We start from the raw sequence: 19,386 nt of genomic DNA on the forward strand, positions 1-19,386 counted from the left end.
GGCGGGCACCGCTGTTTGCCTTTCTGTCGGCGCGGCACGCTTCGTTCCAGCTAGGGTTACGCGTACTGTGACCGAGTGGTGCCGGGAAAGTCGGCGCCGATGCGGGTGGGACGGAGGCACGCTATGCGGCCTGTGCGATTCGTCGCCCTCTCCGAGGACGGCCAAGCGTTCGTCCTCGCCGATGAGGTCGGCCGACTGCTCGCGCTCCCGATCGACGAGCGGGTGCACAGCGCCCTGCGTCCCGACCAGAGCCACCCGGCCGCGACGATGGAGACCGCCGCGTCGCAGCTCGCGCCGCGTGACATCCAGGCCCGCATCCGCTCCGGCGAGTCCGCCGAGGAGGTCGCCCGGGTCGCCGGCGTCCCCGTCGACCGCGTCCTGCGCTACGCCGGCCCGGTCCTGCAGGAGCGGGCCATGCTCGCCCAGCACGCCCGCCGCACCCGGCTGAAGACCTCCGAGAAGGGCTCGTCCCTGGCGGAGGTCGTCGACGCGCGCCTCGGCCAGCACGGCATCGACACGGAGAAGATCTCCTGGGACGCGTACCGGCGCGAGGACGGCACCTGGCGGATCACCGCCACCTGGCCGAGTGGCAAGGCCACCGCGCAGGCCGTGTGGGAGCTCGACAAGGCCCGCCAGCAGGTCGCCCCGCACGACGACATGGCGCAGTACCTGTGCACCGAGCGGGCCCCGCACGTGCTGGGCCAGGAGCCGCCGACGCCGGACCGCACGCTGCCCAGCCGCGGCGAGACCAGCCGCGGCGACCTCGGCGCACGCCCCGACCCGCTGCGGCACGGCAGCGGCGGCCACGACCTGATCCGCCCGTCGAACGTCCAGCCGGAGCGCCGCCCCGGCGGCCGCGGCCTGGGCGGGCTGACCAACGACCCGATCCGGGCCGGCCGGGACGCGCTGCTCGCCTCGCTCGACCGCCCGCTGGGCGCCGCCCCCGGTGACGAGCCGGCACCGGCACCCGCCCCGGTCGTGCAGGGTGAGAACCGGGCCCGCGGCGCCGCCGCGCTGATCGGCCGCTCGCCGTTCGACGACGACAGCGACCAGAGCAAGGAGATCCCGGCGGTGCCGTCGCTGGCGGTGCTCCGCCCGCGGCGCAACACGCCGTCGGCCGCCGGTGGCGCCTCCGACCAGCCGGCCGCGGCCGACAACAAGCCCCGCAAGCGCCTGCCGAGCTGGGACGACGTGCTCTTCGGCGGAGCCCCGTCGGCGGCCCGCGAAACCAGCTGAAACCGGGATAGGTTGGGGTACATGGAGTACACCAACCTGGGCCGGACCGGCCTGTCGGTCAGCCGCCTGTGCCTCGGCACCATGAACTTCGGCCCGCAGACCAGCGAGCCCGACAGCTTCGCGATCATGGACCGGGCTCTGGACCACGGCATCAACTTCTTCGACACCGCCAACGTCTACGGCTGGAAGCTGGGCGAGGGCGTGACCGAGCAGATCATCGGCCGCTGGATCGCCCAGGGCGGCGGCCGGCGCGAGAAGGTCGTCCTCGCCACCAAGGTCTACGGCAAGATGCAGGAGTGGCCCAACGGCCAGGGCCTCTCCGCGCGCCACATCATCGCCGAGGCCGACGCCTCGCTGAAGCGGCTCCAGACCGACCACATCGACCTGTACCAGATGCACCACATCTCCCGCAGCACACCGTGGGAGGAGATCTGGCAGGCGATGGAGGTCCTCGTCGCGCAGGGCAAGGTGCTCTACGTCGGCTCGTCGAACTTCGCCGGCTGGCACATCGCGCAGGCCCAGGAGTCCGCGAGCCGGCGGCACTTCCTCGGCCTCGTCGCCGAGCAGTGCATCTACAACCTGATGGCCCGCACCGTCGAGCTGGAGGTGCTGCCCGCCGCCCGCCAGTACGGGCTGGGCGTCATCCCCTGGTCACCCCTGAACGGCGGCCTGCTCAGCGGCGCCATCGCGAAGGCCGCCGCGGGCACGGGCGGCCGCTCCAGCGAGGGCCGCGCCGCCGAGGGCCTGGAGAAGCACCGGGCCTCGATCGAGGCGTACGAGAAGCTCGCCGCCTCCATGGAGGTCGACCCGTCCAACCTGGCGCTGGGCTGGCTGCTGGCCCAGGACGGGGTGACGGCCCCCATCATCGGCCCGCGCACGATCGAGCAGCTCGACTCGACGCTCGGCGCGCTGGAGGTGCGGCTGGACGAGGCGACGCTGCAGCGCCTCGACGAGCTGTTCCCGCCGGTCGGCAACGGCGGCCCCGGCCCCGAGGCGTGGGCCTGGTAGCCGCACCGTTCACTGCCCGGTTCGGGCCGTGGCCAGCACCTCGTAGGTGGGCCGCGGCCCGAGCTCGCTCTTCATCAGCCGGATGTCGTCGACGGCCCACTCCGGTCCCCGGTACCCGCGGAGCACCTCCAGGTCGGCGGCCACGTCCACGGCGGGCAGCCGGTCACCCGGCCGGGCGATCGTGACGTGCGGCTGCAACGGCCGCCGGTCGAACGGCAGCCGGCGCCGCTTGAGCAGCCTGCGCACCGTGTCCCCGAGCGGGGCCACGTCCCCGTCGACCTTCGCGACCAGCGTGGTGAACTTCCCCCGCCCGAACGTCCCGCCCCCGGCGATCCGCACCACCGGCCGGTCCACCGGCACCGCGTCCATGACCTCGACCGCGTCGTCCTGGCGGGCGTCGTCGACCTCACCGAGGAACGCGAGCGTCATGTGCCACTGCTCCGCCGGCGCCAGCCGCAGCGACCGCCCCTCCGGCATCGGCCTGGCCACCGCGAGGGTGCCGACCAGCCGCGCGAAGTCCCGCTCGGCCGCCGCCGGCAGGTACGCCGCGATGAACAACCTCACCGCAGCCCGGTCTTCGTGTCCCGCAACGCCAGCCCCGCCCGCTGCAGCGCCCCCTCGACCCGCAGCCGCTCGACCTCCAGGTCGACCCCGCTCACCTCGTCAAGGTACTGGTCGATCCCGAGCTGCCCGCACGCGACCCGCAACGCTTCGTCATACGCCCGCTGCACCGCGTTGAACCAGACCGGCGACCTGGTCGCGACTCCCATCCGCAGCCGGTTGAGCCGCCGCAGGTCCCCGGCCAGCTGCTCGATCGGCGGCCCGCTCGGCACTGGTGGCGGCGCGGCGGCCACGGTGTACAGCGCCCGCCCGACCCAGCTCATGTGCCACCACCGCCGCAGCGGCCCGTCGCGCCAGCCGCCTTCGGCGGTGCCGGCGCTCGCGCTCTTGGCCGCCTCGGCGCCCGTGACGCTCCCGGCGACCATGGCCTGCCTGCGCCGGACGATCTTCCTGCCGACGCGCCTGATCGCCCGCCCCACCCACTCGATCCCCTCGTCAGCGGAGATGAGCAGCAGGCAGACAAGACACGGCGCCACGGCGATCAGCCCTATGGCGCCGACGACCAGCAGGCCGTGCAGCACGCCCACATCCTGAGGCTAAGCCCGCACGGACAGCGACCGCCACCGATCCACCCAACTTCGGCACCGACTCGCAACCAACCTCACCCGCCGCGGAGGACCCCGGCAGCGGACCAGACCCGGACGCCAGGACGGCTCGCGGAGCACGCCGACGGCGGAGCGGGCAAGGACGATCGCGGCCACGCCGACAGCGACGGAGACGGCAACGGCGGAGCACGCCGACGGTGGCGCAGACGGCAACGGCGGAGCACGCCGACGGTGGCGCAGACGGCAACGGCGGAGCACGCCGACGGTGGCGCAGACGGCAAGAGCGAAATCAAGGCTGACGGTGGAGCGGGCGGCACGGCGAAACATGCCGACGGTGGAGCGGGCGGCAGGCGAAGCACGGTCGACGCCGGCGCGGACGGCATACCGGAACAACACGATCACCGCCACAGCGGACACCGCCGACCGCCACTCGCAGCCGAACGCGGACCGCGTGACGGACAGTCGGACCGCGTGACGGACAGCTAGGCCCCCGACGACACGCTGATGCGGTCGAGCCGGTGGCACCCCTCGTTGCCACCGGTCCGCCCGCTGCTGTCGCAGGTGACGGCACTGTCGCCCCGGCAAGCTGCCGGCCGCAGCGTACTTCGGACGGTCGAACGTATCGCCGCTGGATCAGCCGCCCCCGTCGGCCAGCCGATCCAGCACCCGCCCCACCGACCGTCAGTCACAGCACCCCGCGCGCCGCCGCCATCGACCGACCGCCCGGACCTGCTCTGACCGGCCCAACACCCGGACCGGCCCAACCGCCCGCACGACCAGCTCAACGCCGCCCAGCCGCGCCACGACGGCACCCCCGGACGCTCGCCGTGGCAAACGGCCGCACTGTGAGCACCCTGCAGGCCCGTCCCGCCCGCAGAGGTCCAGCCCGCTCGAAACGCACCCGGAACGTGAACCGCCCCTGACGCGCCGGACCGCGCCAGACCGCGCCGCCCGCGCCGGCAGCCTCGCTCGAGAGAAGACGCTGGTGAAGGCCGCCGCAAGATCCACCGTTCGCACCACCCCCGCGACCGCCCGATCCATCCGACCGCCACCGCCGACCGCCACGCAGCCCGACCCTCGACCAGCCCGACCGAACCCGGCTGCCCGAGCCCCCGCCGAACCAGCCCCAGGGTTACTGCGTCGAGGCGACCAGCAGATTGCGCAGCTCGGTCAGCGTGGCCTCGTCGCCCTCGACCACGGCGTCCGAGACGCCCGGCGACTCGCGGGTCCACAGCCACCGCAGCACCCCCGTGGCGCTGCCGCTGACCGTGGCGTCCACGGGGGTGGAGGCGGCGGTCGCCGGGTTGGCGTCGCTGACCTCGACGCCGGTCGTCTCGGCGCGCAGCAGCCAGCCAGGCCCGCCGTCGACGCCGACGATCACCGTGCGGCCCTTCGCGCCCGCCAGGACCGGGGTGAAGTCCTCCAGCCAGGCGCGCGACCCGTAACCCACGAAGAGCTTCAGCACCTCGTCGATCCCGTCGATCGCCAGGTCCTCGGGGATCGGGGCGACCGGCACCCCGAGGGCCAGCTCGGCGTCGATGCGGTGGATCACGGTCTCCTGCGCCATCCGCCGGATCCAGAAGCCGACGGTCTGGTCGGGCTCGTGCCAGGTGCGCGACGGGGCGGCGGCGTCACGGGCGGCGAACTCGCCGGTCAGCTCGGCATAGCCACGGTTGAGCAGCTCGATCGGGCCCTCCGCCGCCAGCTCCGCCGGTGGCCAGGGGTCCGGGAAGGCGTTGAGCCGCATGCACTCGACCTTGTGCAGGTAGACCTCGGCCACGTGCCTGACCAGGTCGGCCACGGTCCAGCCGGGACAGCTCGGCACCGCGGCGGTCAGGTCCGACGCGCCGACCTCCCGAAGCCTCGCATAATCGGCCGCAAGACATTCCAGCAATCGCGATCGCTCCATGCCCGCGACCTAACCACATGGGTACGACAAAAAATCAGCGAACGGCGGGCACCCGGAGCTCGAACGCGGGGGCGTCCTTGCGGGCCGGCTCGAACACGTGCAGGTGAGGGCTGGGCCGCAGGTGCACGCGCACCTTTCCGCCCACCTTGTGCAGCTGCATCGCGGCCATGATCAGGGTGGCCACGACCGAGACGAGCCCGCCGACCCAGATGCCGGAGCGCGGTCCGAACCGCTCGGCGCACCAGCCGATGATCAGCGAGCCCAGCGGCGTGCTGCCGAGGAAGACCAGGACGTACAGGGCCATCACCCGCCCGCGGAACTCCGGGTCGGTGCCGAGCTGGACGCGCTGGTTGGCGGCCTGCGCGAAGTAGATCATGAAGAAGCCGGTGGGCAGGAGCAGCGCCACCGCCGTGGCGAACGTGGGCGCGAACCCGACCAGCGTCTCGAACCCGCCGAACAGCACGGCGGCCGCGAGCACCGCGTAGGCCGACGGGCGCGACCGGCGGCGGGAGCTGGCGAGGGCGCCGGCCAGGGCACCGACGGCGAGCGCGGTGGTGAGCAGGCCGAAGTAGCTCGCCTCGGCGTTGAACTCGACCTTCGCCAGCACGGCCAGGGTGAGCTGGAAGTTGAAGCCGAAGAGCCCGACGACGAGGACCAGCAGGATGGCCAGGCTGAGGTCCGGCCGGCGCTGCACGTAGCGGAGTCCGTCGACGGTACGGGCATCGCTGGCCGCGACCGGCGGCCGCTCGACGCGGAACAGCTCGGCGGTGCGCATCCGCGACAGCCCGACCAGCGGCGCCAGGCACAGGCCCGCGGTGATGAGGAAGATCGGGCCGGTGCGGTCGTGCAGCAGCGCGATGACCAGCCCGGCGATCGCCGGACCGACGATCCGTGCGGTGTTGAACGTGGCGGAGGACAGCGACAGCGCGTTGGGCAGCAGCTCCGGGCCGACGAGCTCGGAGACGAACGCCTGCCGCACCGGCGTCTCGATCGCGCTGATCACGCCGAACAGCGCCGCCGTGACGAACACCCACCACAGGGTCACGACGCCGGCCACCACCAGGCCGCCGAGCAGGCCCGCGACCAGGGCGGATCCGGTGTTGGCGATCAGCAGGAGGCGGCGCTTGTCGAACCGGTCGGCGAGCTGCCCGCCGTACAATGTCAGCAGCAGCACCGGCGTGAACTGCAGTGCGGTCACGATGCCCAGCGCGGTGGGCGAGTTGTCGGACAGCTGCAGGACGAGCCAGTCCTGCGCGACGACCATCATCCAGGTGCCGAGCAGCTTGACGAGCTGTCCCGTGGTGAAAAGCCGGTAGTTGCGGACCTTCAGCGAACCGAAGACGGTCATGCGTTGCGGCCTATCCGGCCGAGGATCTCGGCCGCCTTTCCGAGCGTCTCGCGCTCCTCCGGGGTCAGCGCGGCGAGCTGCCTGGCCAGCCACTCGTCGCGGGCGCGGCGGTGCTCGACGATCACGGCCCGGCCGGACTCGGTCGCGGCGAGGATGACCTGCCTGCCGTCGGTCGGGTGCGGGGTGCGCTGGACCAGGCCGCGCTCCTCCAGCTTCGCCACGATCTTGGTCAGGGTGGGCGGCTGCACCCGCTCCGCGTCGGCCAGCTCGCGCGGGGTGAGCGCGCCGTTGAGTTCGAGGCTGGTCAATGCGGACAGCTGGGTGATCGTCAGGTCACCGATCGGCCGGGCCTGCCGCAGGCGGCGGTTGAGCCGGGTGATGCTGTCACGCAGCGCCGCCGCGAGCTGCGCTCCGGTGATCTTCGAGGCACGGACCATCATCACAATCGTTAGCCTATCTAATAAGCTTGGCTAACGACCTGTGTCCGTGATCACGGGAGTACCGTGTGCGGCGTGAACAGCCAGCCGAAGCCGCTCGACCCGCCGATGGTGCCGTTCGCCCTCGCCGGGATCGGTCTGTGGATCATCGCGGTGCTCGTGATGCTGCCGTTCCGCGACGAGCTGGCCGAGGCGGGCCACGGCAACTGGTTCGGCATCGCCGTCGCGGGCGTGCTGTGGGGCATCCCGGGCGGGCTGACGATGGTCGTGCACGACCGCAACCGCCGGCGGCGGCGGGCGGCGTCCGAAACCTTCAAGACCGGGCCGGCCGGCGGCGCCTAGCCTTCGGGGTATGGCACCCACACTGAACTACATCGGCCTCGTGGTGGCGGACATGCCCAGGTCACTGGCCTTCTACCGGCTGCTCGGGCTGGACATCCCGGCCGAACAGGACGCTGAGCCGCACGCGGAGTGCACGCTGCCGGGCGGCATGCGGATCTGCTGGGACACCGAGGACACGATCCGCTCGTTCGACCCCCGATGGACGCCGCCGGCCGGCGGCGGGCGCTCGGCCGTCGGCTTCGAGTGCGACACGCCCGCCGAGGTCGACAAGGTCTATGACGTGATGATCTCCGCGGGGCACCACGGCCACCTGGCGCCCTGGGACGCCTTCTGGGGCATGCGGTACGCCGTGCTGCACGACCCCGACGGCAACGGGGTCGATCTCTACTGCACTATCCGATGACCTCGCGCAGCGGCGCGCCGGCCAGCGCCCGCACCTCGCGGGAGAGGTGGGCCTGGTCGGCGTAGCCGGTGCTGGCCGCCACCGCGCCGAACGGCATCCCGCCGCGGGCCAGCTCGAGGGCCGCGTTGACGCGCAGAATGCGGGAGAGCGTCTTCAGCCCGTACCCGAAAAGAACCAGGCCACGGCGGTGCAGCTGCCGCTCGCTGAGACCGACGTCGGCGGCGATCCGCGCGACCGGCAGACCGGCCCTGACCCGCTCGACCACCGCACGGACCCACGACTCGTCCGGTTTGTCGTTCCTGGCGAATACCGTCTCCAGGAGTGCGGCGGGTTCCGCGGCCTCGTCGAGCTGCTCGGTGAGCCGCCTCACCCGCGCCGACGGCCACAGCGCCGACAGCGGCACCCGCTGGTCGCGCAGCTCGTCGGCGGGGACTCCGAGGACGCCCGGCGCCGTGCCCGGTCCGAAGCGGATCGCCGTGTACGTGCGACCGACCGGACTCATGCCCAGCTGGGCGGTCGTGTCGGGACCGGCGACCAGCAGCCGCCCGCCGTAGTGGATCACGTCCATGCAGCCGTCGGGCAGGACCCTGACCTGCTCGCTGACGGCGGCGCGGCGCCGCCACACCGTCGCGCCCGGAATCCGCGACGGCCGCTCCCGGTAGCCGGACTCAGCCGTGACCATAGGGCTCGGCGGGCTCGGTCTCGTCGACCGACCCGTGCGCCCGGCTCACCGACACCGACTCGACCTCGCTGTCGTCGAACACCGTCGGCAGCTCGTCGACCGCCTGGACCTGCTCGACCAGCACCTCGGAGTGCGCGCCGCAGCCGTGGTCGACCGAGACGACCTGCGCGTCGTCGGGCGCGTACTCGTTGCCGCACACCCCGAACGACTGCCGCAACGACCCGGCCAGCTGCAGGTAGAACCCGCACGAGCCGCACCGGGCGGACGACGGCGCCGCGACGGAGATCGGCGCGTTGGGGCCCCGGTCGCCGTCATACCAGCGCTGGGCGGCGTCGAGACGGCCTTCGCGCGACAGCACCCGCACCCGGCCGAGGCCGAGCTCCCAGTTGGTCTCCTCGACCGCCGGATCGTCCGACTGTACGTAACCCGGCGCCAGCCTCGGATCGTCCGGCGGCGTCGGCAGCAGATCGCCCACGCCCAGGTCACCGGGCTGCAGGCGCTCCTGCCACGGCACCCACTCGGGTGCGCGCAGCGCGTCGGGGCCAGGCAGCAGCGTCGACTCGCAGATCGTCACCTGCTTGCTGCGGGGGATCCGGGTGACGCTCACCGCCCAGCGCCACCCCCGGTAGCCGGGCAGGCCGCAGGCGAAGAAGTGGGTGACGAGCCGCTCACCTTCGGCGACCACGCCGAGATGCTCACCGACGTGATCGGGGTCGACGACATCGAGACCGCGGCGGGCGATCTCCACGGCGTCCGCGCAGACCTGGTCAGGCTTCCCCGCGCGGCCGCTGGAGCGGGTCGGGGCAGTCGAGGCTGTCACCCCTCCATTGTTCCTCATCGCCACGCCCGATGAGCACGGCGGGCCGGGCGTGGCCGGAAACTGTCGCACCCATGGTTCAGGATGGGTGCATGTCGGTGATACGAGGCGTCGCGCAGACCGTGGTGACCACCGTGCGAGCAGCGCGGGTCGCCACCGTCGGCGGTGCCCGCGCCGGCCGGTTCGTGGGGCGCAACCTGCTGCGGGTCCGCGAGCGCGGCGCCGGCGGCGAGACCGGCATGCTGCGCCTGCTCGACCTGCACGCGGCGTCCTGCGCCGGCGACACCCTGGTCGCGCTCGGCCTGGCCGGCACGATCTTCTTCTCGGTGCCGGCGGGCGAGGCCCGTGACCGGGTCGCGCTGTACCTGATCGTGACGATGCTGCCGTTCGCGCTGCTGGCCCCGATCGTGGGGCCGGTCCTCGACCGGTTCCGGCACGGCCGTCGCTACGCGCTCGCCACGACGATGCTCGGCCGGGCGTTCCTGGCGGTCCTCATCTCCGAGCACCTGACCGGGTGGGCGCTGTATCCGGCCGCGTTCGGCATGCTCGTGCTCTCCCGCGCCTATGGCGTGGCCCGCAGCGCCGCCGTGCCCCGTGTGCTGCCCAAGGGGCTCGGCCTGTCCGAGGCCGGGGCGCGCGCCTCCGTCTTCGGCACCTTCGCCGGCGCCATCGTGCTGCCGATCGGCCTGGCCGCGGCCCACTTCGGACCGCAGTGGCCGCTGCGACTGTCGGTCGTCGTGTTCTTCTACGGCATGGTCACCTCGCTGCGACTGCCGCCGCGCGCCGACTCGGACCCACCCGAGCAGGTCCCCCGGGTGCTGCAGCGGCCGAGCCACCGCGGCGCGAAGGTCCTGTCCGGCCGGCTCGTCGTCGGCGCCCTCATCGGCAGCGCGACGCTGCGGGCGTTGTATGGCTTCCTGACCCTGTTCCTGGCGTTCGCGATCAAGGAGAAGGCGCTGCCGGTCGGGCTCGGCCCGTGGCAGCTGTCGGAGCAGGTGGCGGTCGTGGTCGTGGCCGCCGCGCTCGGCGTCGGCTCGTTCCTGGCCACCGCGATCGGGACCCGCCTGCGCATCCACCGCCCGGCGCTGCTGCAGGCGGTCGGCATCGTCCTGGTCACGCTCGTCGCCCTCATCGCCGCCGACCGCGGCTCCCTGGGCACCGTCGCCCTGCTCTGCCTGGTCACCGCGGTCGCCAGCGGCCTGGCGAAGCTCGCCGTCGACGCGTCGATCCAGGAGCGGGCCGACGAGCAGGTCAGGGCCAGCGCGTTCGCCCACTCCGAGACGCTGCTCATGGTCGCCTGGGTGGTCGGCGGCGCCGCCGGCCTGATCCCGTTCGGGCCCGACTGGGGGCTGATCGTCGCCGCCGTCTTCATGGCGCTCGGCGCGGCGCGGGCGGTCTGGTCGGCGGTCACCCTGCGCAAGGAGCGGCTGCGCGGCGCCCCCCTCGACGACAGCGAGCAGCCGACCGACCCAGTCGCGGCGACCTCCGCCGCCGGCGCGCCGGGTGGCCCGGCGGGCGGCGGCTTCGACCCACGGCGCGCGGGCGGCGGCTCGGCGAGCGGCGGCTTCAGCGGCGGCTCGGCGGGTAGGGCCTCCGGGAGCGGTCCGGCGGGTGGGGCTCGGGGACGCGGCGGCGACGACGCGACGACCGTGCCGCGGCCGGCGGGTGCCGCCGGGCCGAGGCCGACCGCCGGAGCCGCCACCGCCGGGGCCGCCGCGGGAGCCGCCCAGGGCGGGGCCGGGGCGACCCGGCGGATGCCGTCCCAGTCCCGCAGCGGCGACGAGTCGCCGGCGGCCGACCAGGGTTCGGGGGGTGACGGCTCGCGGCGCCGGTTCGGGTGGCGGCGCCGCCGTCCCGCCACCGTGCCGACCGGGTCCACCGCGCCGAACGGGTCGAGTGGGCCGGCCGGCGCCGGAGGTGGGCAGCCGGTCGACGCGACCCGGCAGATGCCGGCCGTCGACGTGGACGAGACGACGCCCCTCGCACCGCCCGGCTACACGTTGTACCGCCCTTCGGGCATGGACTCGACCCGACGCCTGGAGGATGACGAGCGATGAGACCGTTCCTGGGATATGAGCGCGCGCTGATCGTGACCGCGGTCGAGACCGAGCGGGCCACGGTGCTCGCCGGGCTCGGCATCACCGACCCGCACCCCGACGACCTGGAGGCCGGGGCGCCCGTCGTCGTGGTCGCCGCGGGGGTCGGCCCGGCCGCCGCGGCCGCGGTGACCGCGCAGTTCACCACGACCGCGGTCCACGACGGCCGCCCGTTCGGGGTGGTGCTGTCCGCGGGCATCGCGGGCGGCTTCGCCGGCCGGGTCGAGATCGGCGGCCTCGTCGTCGCCACCGAGAGCATCGCCGCCGACCTCGGCGCCGCCGGCGCCGACGGGTTCGAGAGCGTCGACGACCTCGGCTTCGGCACCGCCCGCCACGACGCCGACCCCGCGTTGCTGCGCACCCTGCGCCAGGCGCTTCCGGAGGCCGTCGGCGGTCCCGTCCTCACCGTCTCCACGGTCACGGGCACCGCCGAGACCAAGGAGGCCGTCCAGAAGCGTCACCCCGACGCCGTCGCCGAGGCGATGGAGGGCTTCGGCGTCGCCACGGCCACGCGGCTGTGGCCCGGGACCGCGTTCGGCGAGATCCGCACCGTCTCCAACGCCGTCGGCCCCCGCGACCGGGCCGCCTGGCGCATCCCGCAGGCCCTCGAGACGCTGCGCGAGGCCTTCGCCACGCTGGCCGGCCGCTGATGCCGTGACACCCGCCTGGGTCGGGCGACCGACGTGGGTCGGCTTCACCCCGGGCGGGTGTCCACCTGGGACGGCGTGTCCAAGCGGAAAGGCGTGTCCAGGTGGAAGGGCGTGTCCACCTGGGAGGGCGTGTCCACCTGGGAGGGCGTGTCCACCTGGGAGGGCGTGTCCACCTGGGAGGGCGTGTCCACCTGGGAGGGGGACGGGCGTCCGCCGTAGACCGTGCGCGCCGTGTTCAACCCTTGCCGCTCCAAGCGCGTGGCCGCCGCCGGACGAGGACACTGTCGGTGCCGCGCCATCCAGGCCGCCTCATCCGCGCGCCCGCACCACCTGCGTCGTGGCCCTGCCGGGGTGCCGCGCCCACGCCACCTGCGTCCTCACGCGGCCGGCCCGCCGCGCCGACGCGACCCATGTCGTCACCCTGCCGGCCCGCCATGCCCGCGCATCCACGCCCTCACCCGCGCGGGCCGCCACGACCGCATCAACGGCGGTCGAACGATCAACGGCGGTCGAACGCGTTGCAAGGGTCACAGCGGGCGTTCCGCGACTCGGCCTGCACGGCCGGCGGCCGGGGTTAGATTCGAACCCGTGACGCTCTCGCTGGCCTTCTCGCCGTGCCCCAACGACACCTTCGTGTTCCATGCGCTCGCGCACGGGCTGGTGCCGGGGGCGCCGGCGTTCGACGTGACGTACGCCGACGTCGACGTGACCAACACGGCGGCCGAGCGTGGCGAGTTCGACCTGGTCAAGGTCAGTTACGCGGCGCTGCCGTGGCTGCTGGACAAGTACACGCTGCTGCCGTGCGGCGGGGCGCTCGGCCGGGGGTGCGGGCCGCTGGTGCTCGTCAAGGACCAGACGATCACCAGCCTGGAGGGTAGGACGGTGGCGGTGCCGGGTGACCGGACCACGGCGTACCTGCTGATGCGCCTCTGGTCGGCCGGGGCGCCGCCGAAGCGGGTGGAGATCGTGCCGTTCGCCGAGATCATGCCGGCGGTGGCGGCCGGGCGGTTCGACGCGGGGCTCGTCATCCACGAGGCGCGGTTCACGTACCAGCGGCACGGGCTGCACGCACTCGCCGACCTCGGCGAGTGGTGGGAGGGTGACACGGGGCTGCCGATCCCGCTCGGTGCGATCATCGCGCACCGCGACCGGGTCGACCCGGAGCAGGCGACCGCGTGGATCAAGGAGTCGGTGCGGCAGGCGTGGGCCGACCCGGCCCGCAGCCGCGACTACGTGCTGGCGCACGCCCAGGAGATGGAGCAGCCGGTCGTCGACCAGCACATCGCGCTGTACGTCAACGAGTTCACCTCGTCGCTCGGCCCGGACGGACACGCGGCGGTCGATGCCCTGCTGACCAGGGCGGCCGCCGAGGGGCTGGTCCCAGCCACACCCCTCGTCGGCGCCTGACAACCACGAAGCCGCGCTTCGCACGACTCCGAAACACCCGGGACCGGCGGCCTAGACCTCCAGCTCGCGGGCCACCAGGTGGACCGCCTCCGCGACGGTCTTGGCGGTCTTGCGGTCAGGGAAGCGGCCCCGCTGCAGGTCTGGCTGGATCTTGGCCTCGAGGACCCTGATCATGTCCTCGATCAGCCCGTGCAGCTCGTCGGGCTGGCGACGGCTGGCGACCGCGCGGGCCTCGGTCACCGAGGGCGGCGCGTCGAGGAGCTTGACGTGCATCGCCTGGCTGCCCTTGCGGCTCTCGACCACCCCGAACTCGACCCGCTGGCCGGTCTTCAACTCACCCGCGCCGGCCGGCAGCGCCGCCTTGTGCACGAAGACGTCGCCACCATCGTCGCTGGTGAGGAACCCGAAACCCTTCTCCTGGTCGTACCACTTCACTCGACCCGTCGGCACGCTGTCCTGCTCCCCAGTGTCTTTGACCCGTCCCACCCACAACACCTCAAGGCTAGTCATCGCTTCCCGGACGGCCAACCGAGATCACGCCCTTGAGAAAGGGCGGGAACGCGTGCAGATCGGCGCCCACCGCCGACGCCCCGGCGGCCCGGAGGTCATCGGCGGAGCACGGTCCGGTGGTGACGCCGAGGACGGGCACCCCGGCCAGCACGCCGGCCCGCATGTCCGCCACGTGGTCGCCGACGTACGCGGTCGCGCCGACGGATCGCAGGACCGAAGCCTTCTCCTCCGCGAAGACGTCGCCGTGTACCTCATCGACTGGAATGTCCAGATGTGCGAGATGGAGCGAGGCGAGCCGGCCGAGCTTCGACGTGATCACCACGATCCGGCCGCCGGCCGCGCGCACCGCCGCCAGGGCCGCCAGCGCGCCGGGAAGGGCGACGGCGGGGGCGATCGCGTGCTCGGGGTACAGGAGGCGATACACCCGCACGGCCTCGTCGACCGCTTCGGGCGGGAACCATTCCGACATCTCCGTGCGAAGTGGCGGCCCGAGGCGCGAGACGGCGAGCTCGGCATCGACGTGCACGCCAGTACGCGCAGTGAGCGCGCGGTACGTCGCTGCGATGCCGGGCCGGGTGTCGAGGAGCGTCATGTCAAGGTCAAAGCCAATGACAACCGGTTGTTGAGACACCTTTAAGGATGCCCAGGTCACGATAGGTGTGCCATCGAAATACTCGCCGGTCATGTATTGACGAGGTGAGACTCTGGCCACTAGCGTCACCAACACTTTTAGGAAAGTTTCCTAAAGGATCATCCAGGAGACGCGATGAAACGATCCGTCCGCAACGGCCTCATCGTCGCCGCCGCGCTGGCAGTGGCCGGGGCCGTCGTCCCAATCGTCACCACTACCGCCAACGCCGCCGGCAACCTCAGCGCAACGTTCACGGTCGACCAGGACTGGGGCAGCGGCTGGGGCGCCACGTACAAGATCACCAACGGCACCTCAAGCGCCATCAACGGGTGGACTCTCGAGTTCGACCTGCCCGCGGGCGGTCAGATCACCAGCTTCTGGGACGCCGACGTCGTGCGTACCGGTCAGCACTACGTGGCCAAGAACAAGTCCTGGGCGTCGACGCTCGCCGCGGGCGCCAGCTTCAGCTGGGGCATGAACGGCAGCGGCGCCAAGCCTCCGATCAACTGCAAGATCAACGGCGTGACCTGTAGCGGCGGCACCCCCACCACCAACCCGCCGACCTCGAACCCGCCGACCTCCAACCCGCCCACCTCGAACCCGCCGACCTCGAACCCCCCGACCTCCAACCCGCCCACCTCGAACCCCCCGAGCGGCAAGAAGGTCGTCGGCTACTTCGCGGAGTGGGGCGTCTACGGCCGCAACTACCACGTGAAGAACATCGACACGAGCGGCTCGGCGGCGAAGCTGACGCACATCCTGTACGCGTTCGGCAACACGACCGGTGGCCAGTGCTCCATCGGTGACAGCTACGCCGACTACGACAAGGCGTACACGGCGGCCGACTCGGTCGACGGCGTCGCGGACACCTGGGACCAGCCGCTGCGCGGCAGCTTCAACCAGCTCAAGAAGCTCAAGGCGAAGTACCCGCACCTGAAGGTGATCTGGTCCTTCGGTGGTTGGACCTGGTCGGCCGGCTTCACCCAGGCCGCCGCGAACCCGACCGCCTTCGCGAACTCCTGCTACAACCTGATCAACGACCCGCGGTGGGCCGGCGTCTTCGACGGCATCGACATCGACTGGGAGTACCCGAACGCCTGTGGCCTGCAGTGTGACGCGAGCGGCCCGAACGCGTTCAAGAACGTGATCTCCGCGCTGCGCGCCAAGTTCGGCACCAGCAAGCTGATCACCGCGGCCATCACGGCCGACGGCAGCAACGGCGGCAAGATCGACGCGACGGACTACGCCGGTGCCGCGGGCAACCTCGACTGGCTGATGCCGATGACGTACGACTACTTCGGCGCCTTCAACGCGCAGGGCCCGACCGCCCCGCACTCGCCGCTGAGCTGCTACTCGGGCATCCCGCAGGCCGGCTTCTGCGCCGAGGCCGCGATCAGCAAGCTCAAGGCCAAGGGCGTGCCGTCCAGCAAGCTGCTGCTCGGCGTCGGCTTCTACGGCCGCGGCTGGACCGGCGTCACCCAGTCCGCCCCCGGCGGCACCGCGACCGGTGCGGCGCCCGGCACGTACGAGGCGGGCATCGAGGACTACAAGGTCCTGAAGAACTCCTGCCCGGCCACCGGCACCGTCGGCGGCACCGCGTACGCCAAGTGCGGCAGCAACTGGTGGAGCTACGACACCCCGGCGACGATCACCGGCAAGATGAGCTACGCGAAGACGCAGAGCCTCGGCGGCGCGTTCTTCTGGGAGCTCTCCGGTGACACCACCAACGGTGAACTGATCACCTCGGTGAGCAACGGGCTCAAGTAACAACCCCTTCGAAAGAGGGCGGGGCCGTCGGCCCCGCCCTCTTTTGTCATACGGGCCGGTTAGCGTATGAGGTGAGATGACGACCTCGCTCGCAGACCATTTCCGCGCCCTGCCCGACGACGGGCTGATGGCGCTCATCCGGCTGCGCCCGGACCTGGTCATCCCACCCCCGTCGGACTTCTCGGCGCTGGCGCACCGGGCGCAGTCCCGTGTGGCGGTGGCGCGCGCGCTGGACGGGCTCGACACGTTCACCCTCGAGATCCTCGACGCGCTGCGCTACACGCGGATCGGCCACACGACCTCCACCGAGTCGGTGCTGGCGCTCACCGCCGCGTCCGGGGTCGAGGCGGCCAGGGTGCGGGGCGCCATCGACCTGCTGGTACAGCTCGGGATCGCCTACGGGCACGAGAGCGCGTTGCGCGTCGTGGGCGCCGTCGACGAGGTCTGCTCGCCGTATCCCGCCGGGCTCGGCCGGCCCGCCGCGGAGCTCGACCCGCTCGCCGGGGCCCTGGTCGCCGACGCCGCGAAGCTGCGCCGCACGGTGCTGGCCGCACCACCGGCCGCCCGTGCCGTGCTCGACCGGCTCGCCGCCGGGCCGCCGGTCGGCACCGTCACTCCGGCCAGCCTGCGTTCCGACCCCGACTCACCGGTCCGCTGGCTGGTCGAGCAGCACCTGCTGGTCGCCGTCAGCCGCGACGCGGTCGAGCTGCCCGTCGAGGTGTCCCTGGTGCTGCGCCGCGACGCCGGCCCGCTCGGCCAGCTGCACCCCGACCCGCCGCAGGTGCCGACCCCGACCCGGGACGCCGCCCAGCTCGACCGGGCCGGCGCCGGTCAGGTGCTGGAGCTGGTGCGCAACCTGGAGACGCTGGTCGAGGCGATCAACGCCGAGCCGCCGTCGGTGCTGCGCTCCGGCGGCATGGGCGTGCGGGACCTGCGCCGCTTCGCCAAGCTCGTCGGCGTCGACGAGCCGGCCACCGCGCTGCTGGTCGAGCTCGCCGCCGCCGCGGGCCTGCTCGGTGAGGAGATCATCGACAACAAGCGGGTGGAGAGCGTCTTCCTGCCGACCGTCGCCTATGACGTGTGGCGGGCCCTGGGGATCGCCGCCCGCTGGCACCGCCTCGCCGTGACCTGGCTCACGATGACCCGCGCGCCGTCGCTCATCGGCCAGCGCGACGACCGCGACCGCCCGATCAACGCCCTCGCGCCCGAGCTGTCCCGCCCCGGCGCGCCGGCGCAGCGCCGCGCCGCGCTGCAGGTGCTGGCCGAGCTGCCGCCCGGCGCGACCATCGCCCCGTCCGACGTCGTCGAGCTGCTGTCGTGGCGCACCCCGCGCAGGGTCTCCCGCAGCGCCGCCGCGGTCGTCGAGGCCAACCTCGCCGAGGCCGCGATCATCGGCATGACCGGGTTCGACGGCCTCACCGGCTTCGGGCGGCTGCTGCTGGACGAGGTCGTCTCCGGCAGCGTCGACACCGACGACCCGCTCGGCCTCAACGCACCGGACGGCGCCGCGCTCACCGGCTCGGCGGCCCTGCTCGACACGCTGCTGCCGGCCCCGGTCGACCACGTCCTGCTGCAGGCCGACCTGTCCGTCATCGTGCCCGGCCCGCCCGAGCCGACCCTCGCCGGCGAGCTGGAGCTGCTCACCGTGCAGGAGTCGGCGAGCGCCCACCGCATCACCGCCGAGTCGGTCCGCCGCAGCCTCGACGCCGGCTACACCGCCGCCGACCTGCACGCCCTGCTGGCCCGCCGGTCACGGACCCCGGTGCCGCAGACTTTGACCTACCTGATCGACGACATGGCCCGCCGGCACGGCGGCATGCGCGTCGGCTCGGCCAACTCCTATGTCCGCAGCGACGACGAGTCCCTGATCGCCGAGGTCCTCGCCGACCGCCGCCTGCAGGGCCTGACGCTGCGCCGCCTGGCGCCGACGGTGCTCGCCAGCCGCCACACGCCGGCGCGGCTGCTGGAGGCGCTGCGCGAGGCCGGATATCCGCCGGTGCAGGAGGACGCCACCGGCGCCGCCGTCCTGACCCGGCCGAAGGCCCGGCGCGGCCCACCCCGCCCGAGCTGGGCGCACCGCGGCATCGAGGACCCGGCCGCGGCCGCCCGGTTGTCCACCCCACGCCTCGCCGGCGTCATCGAGCAGATCCGCAGGGGCGACGCGGCCGCCCGGGTCGCCCGTCGTGCTCCAGTGACGGTTCGCGCCAACGGTACGTCCACCTCCTCGCACACCGAAGCGCTCGAGGTGCTCCAGCAGGCGCTACGCGACAAGACCCGGGTCTGGGTCGGCTATGTCGACTCGCACGGCGCGACGGCGTCGCGGCTGGTCAGGCCGGTGTCGATGGGGGGCGGCTACCTGCGCGCCGAGGACGAGCGGACGGAGATGCTGCACACGTTCGCGCTGCACCGCATCACGGCGGCCGCCCCGGAGGAGACGCCGGGATAGGGCGCGGCCCGGTCCGGGTTGCGGCTTCGCTCAGCGGGTGCTGGACCTGGCGGCGCCGATGATCGAGACGATGAGCAGGATCGCGGCCAGGCTGCCGACCGTCTCGCCGATCGCGTCGGTCAGCGGGCTGCCGAGCACCAGCCACGACACCAGGAACCAGGCCAGGCCCAGGATCCCGACCGTGCCGACCCCGACCATCGCCAGCGGCGAGAAGCCGACCGTGGCGTCATCGTCCACAGCCGATGCCGGAGCGCCCTCCAGGTCGGTCACCTTCCACAGCGTACCGACTCATCGCTCGCTGTCACGGTCTTCATCAACCTCGGCGGATGGAGCCGATCACCGAGACGACCAGCATGAGCACGAGGATCGCGCCGAGGGACTCGCTCACGGCGGTCTGCACGTCGGTGTGCGCCACCTGCGAGGACAGCAGGAACCAACCGACGGCCACCGCCACCGCGGCGAACCCGCCGAACGTCAAGGCCGCCCTGTCGCCGAACCGCCGACCCACGCCGACCAGTGTACGGAGGGCAC

The 19,386-nt window shown here is 72.9% G+C and carries 20 protein-coding genes and 1 pseudogene; 10 read left to right on the forward strand and 11 right to left on the reverse strand.

What is annotated here, in order from left to right; genetic code table 11:
- Positions 1 to 123: 123 nt before the first annotated feature.
- Together sepH and OP18_RS42190 are read left to right on the forward strand one after the other, a co-directional pair.
- On the forward strand, positions 124 to 1,236 hold the full coding sequence (sepH, locus tag OP18_RS42185; RefSeq protein ID WP_033364904.1) for a septation protein SepH: 1,113 nt from the start codon (positions 124 to 126) through the stop codon (positions 1,234 to 1,236).
- 21 nt (positions 1,237 to 1,257) lie between these two features.
- The gene (locus tag OP18_RS42190) at positions 1,258 to 2,244 is read left to right on the forward strand and encodes an aldo/keto reductase (RefSeq protein ID WP_033364905.1); all 987 of its coding nucleotides are present in this window, start codon (positions 1,258 to 1,260) and stop codon (positions 2,242 to 2,244) included.
- Between the two features lie 9 nt (positions 2,245 to 2,253).
- Here the strand turns inward: OP18_RS42190 and thpR are convergent, their stop codons facing one another.
- The 5 genes from thpR to OP18_RS42215 all read right to left on the reverse strand — a co-directional run bounded on the left by thpR (position 2,254) and on the right by OP18_RS42215 (position 7,107).
- Positions 2,254 to 2,808, reverse strand: a complete 555-nt coding sequence (gene thpR / locus OP18_RS42195; protein WP_033364906.1) for an RNA 2',3'-cyclic phosphodiesterase — start codon at positions 2,806 to 2,808, stop codon at positions 2,254 to 2,256.
- Positions 2,805 to 3,392, reverse strand: a complete 588-nt coding sequence (locus OP18_RS53875) for a hypothetical protein (RefSeq protein WP_052388163.1) — start codon at positions 3,390 to 3,392, stop codon at positions 2,805 to 2,807. Before OP18_RS53875 ends, thpR begins: the two co-directional genes overlap by 4 nt.
- A 1,150-nt stretch (positions 3,393 to 4,542) precedes the next feature.
- Complete coding sequence (locus tag OP18_RS42205; protein WP_033364907.1) at positions 4,543 to 5,319, reverse strand: maleylpyruvate isomerase family mycothiol-dependent enzyme; 777 nt, start codon at positions 5,317 to 5,319, stop codon at positions 4,543 to 4,545.
- A gap of 34 nt (positions 5,320 to 5,353) precedes the next feature.
- Positions 5,354 to 6,667 (reverse strand): MFS transporter, encoded by a 1,314-nt coding sequence (locus OP18_RS42210; protein ID WP_052388164.1) that lies wholly within the window; start codon positions 6,665 to 6,667, stop codon positions 5,354 to 5,356.
- Positions 6,664 to 7,107 carry a MarR family winged helix-turn-helix transcriptional regulator gene (locus OP18_RS42215; protein ID WP_211273848.1) on the reverse strand — a complete coding sequence of 148 codons (444 nt, stop codon included), beginning with the start codon at positions 7,105 to 7,107 and terminating at the stop codon, positions 6,664 to 6,666. Before OP18_RS42215 ends, OP18_RS42210 begins: the two co-directional genes overlap by 4 nt.
- Positions 7,108 to 7,212: 105 nt before the next feature.
- On the opposite strand from OP18_RS42215, the gene OP18_RS42220 reads away from it, so the two are divergent.
- Both OP18_RS42220 and OP18_RS42225 read left to right on the forward strand, forming a co-directional pair.
- On the forward strand, positions 7,213 to 7,446 hold the full coding sequence (locus tag OP18_RS42220) for a hypothetical protein (protein ID WP_052388183.1): 234 nt from the start codon (positions 7,213 to 7,215) through the stop codon (positions 7,444 to 7,446).
- Between the two features lie 10 nt (positions 7,447 to 7,456).
- Positions 7,457 to 7,849, forward strand: a complete 393-nt coding sequence (locus tag OP18_RS42225) for a VOC family protein (RefSeq protein WP_033364910.1) — start codon at positions 7,457 to 7,459, stop codon at positions 7,847 to 7,849.
- On the opposite strand, the gene OP18_RS42230 is transcribed toward OP18_RS42225, so the two are convergent.
- Together OP18_RS42230 and OP18_RS42235 are read right to left on the reverse strand one after the other, a co-directional pair.
- Entirely contained in the window at positions 7,839 to 8,531 is a 693-nt protein-coding gene (locus OP18_RS42230) for a helix-turn-helix domain-containing protein (RefSeq protein WP_052388165.1), read from the reverse strand. The two genes, OP18_RS42225 and OP18_RS42230, sit on opposite strands and share 11 nt — an antisense overlap.
- Complete coding sequence (locus tag OP18_RS42235; protein WP_033364911.1) at positions 8,518 to 9,369, reverse strand: DUF3027 domain-containing protein; 852 nt, start codon at positions 9,367 to 9,369, stop codon at positions 8,518 to 8,520. Before OP18_RS42235 ends, OP18_RS42230 begins: the two co-directional genes overlap by 14 nt.
- A 71-nt stretch (positions 9,370 to 9,440) precedes the next feature.
- Here OP18_RS42235 and OP18_RS42240 point away from each other — a divergent pair.
- The 4 genes and pseudogenes from OP18_RS42240 to OP18_RS42255 all read left to right on the forward strand — a co-directional run.
- Positions 9,441 to 10,955: pseudogene (locus OP18_RS42240) on the forward strand (MFS transporter); the annotation flags it as partial.
- Positions 10,956 to 11,401: 446 nt separating this feature from the next.
- Positions 11,402 to 12,094 (forward strand): futalosine hydrolase, encoded by a 693-nt coding sequence (locus OP18_RS42245; protein ID WP_033364913.1) that lies wholly within the window; start codon positions 11,402 to 11,404, stop codon positions 12,092 to 12,094.
- A 57-nt stretch (positions 12,095 to 12,151) separates the two neighbouring features.
- Positions 12,152 to 12,313, forward strand: coding sequence for a hypothetical protein (locus OP18_RS58135; RefSeq protein ID WP_156090164.1), 162 nt, complete (start codon positions 12,152 to 12,154; stop codon positions 12,311 to 12,313).
- 369 nt (positions 12,314 to 12,682) lie between these two features.
- A complete protein-coding gene (locus tag OP18_RS42255) occupies positions 12,683 to 13,501 on the forward strand; it encodes a 1,4-dihydroxy-6-naphtoate synthase (protein WP_033364915.1) in 819 nt (272 codons plus the stop codon).
- Between the two features lie 51 nt (positions 13,502 to 13,552).
- Here OP18_RS42255 and OP18_RS62150 read toward each other — a convergent pair whose 3' ends face one another.
- The gene (locus OP18_RS62150) at positions 13,553 to 13,951 is read right to left on the reverse strand and encodes a cold-shock protein (RefSeq protein WP_033364916.1); all 399 of its coding nucleotides are present in this window, start codon (positions 13,949 to 13,951) and stop codon (positions 13,553 to 13,555) included.
- A gap of 52 nt (positions 13,952 to 14,003) precedes the next feature.
- Positions 14,004 to 14,696 carry an HAD family hydrolase gene (locus OP18_RS42265; protein WP_081971579.1) on the reverse strand — a complete coding sequence of 231 codons (693 nt, stop codon included), beginning with the start codon at positions 14,694 to 14,696 and terminating at the stop codon, positions 14,004 to 14,006.
- Between the two features lie 81 nt (positions 14,697 to 14,777).
- Between OP18_RS42265 and OP18_RS42270 the strand changes: the two genes are divergently transcribed.
- On the forward strand, positions 14,778 to 16,409 hold the full coding sequence (locus tag OP18_RS42270; protein ID WP_033364917.1) for a glycosyl hydrolase family 18 protein: 1,632 nt from the start codon (positions 14,778 to 14,780) through the stop codon (positions 16,407 to 16,409).
- 76 nt (positions 16,410 to 16,485) lie between these two features.
- Positions 16,486 to 18,855, forward strand: a complete 2,370-nt coding sequence (locus tag OP18_RS42275; protein WP_033364918.1) for a helicase-associated domain-containing protein — start codon at positions 16,486 to 16,488, stop codon at positions 18,853 to 18,855.
- 30 nt (positions 18,856 to 18,885) lie between these two features.
- Here the strand turns inward: OP18_RS42275 and OP18_RS42280 are convergent, their stop codons facing one another.
- On the reverse strand, positions 18,886 to 19,125 hold the full coding sequence (locus tag OP18_RS42280) for a hypothetical protein (protein ID WP_156090165.1): 240 nt from the start codon (positions 19,123 to 19,125) through the stop codon (positions 18,886 to 18,888).
- 43 nt (positions 19,126 to 19,168) lie between these two features.
- Positions 19,169 to 19,363 carry a hypothetical protein gene (locus tag OP18_RS58140; protein ID WP_156090166.1) on the reverse strand — a complete coding sequence of 65 codons (195 nt, stop codon included), beginning with the start codon at positions 19,361 to 19,363 and terminating at the stop codon, positions 19,169 to 19,171.
- Positions 19,364 to 19,386 lie beyond the last annotated feature (23 nt).

The organism is Dactylosporangium aurantiacum (assembly GCF_000716715.1).
GTDB classification, from domain to species: Bacteria; Actinomycetota; Actinomycetes; order Mycobacteriales; family Micromonosporaceae; genus Dactylosporangium; species Dactylosporangium aurantiacum.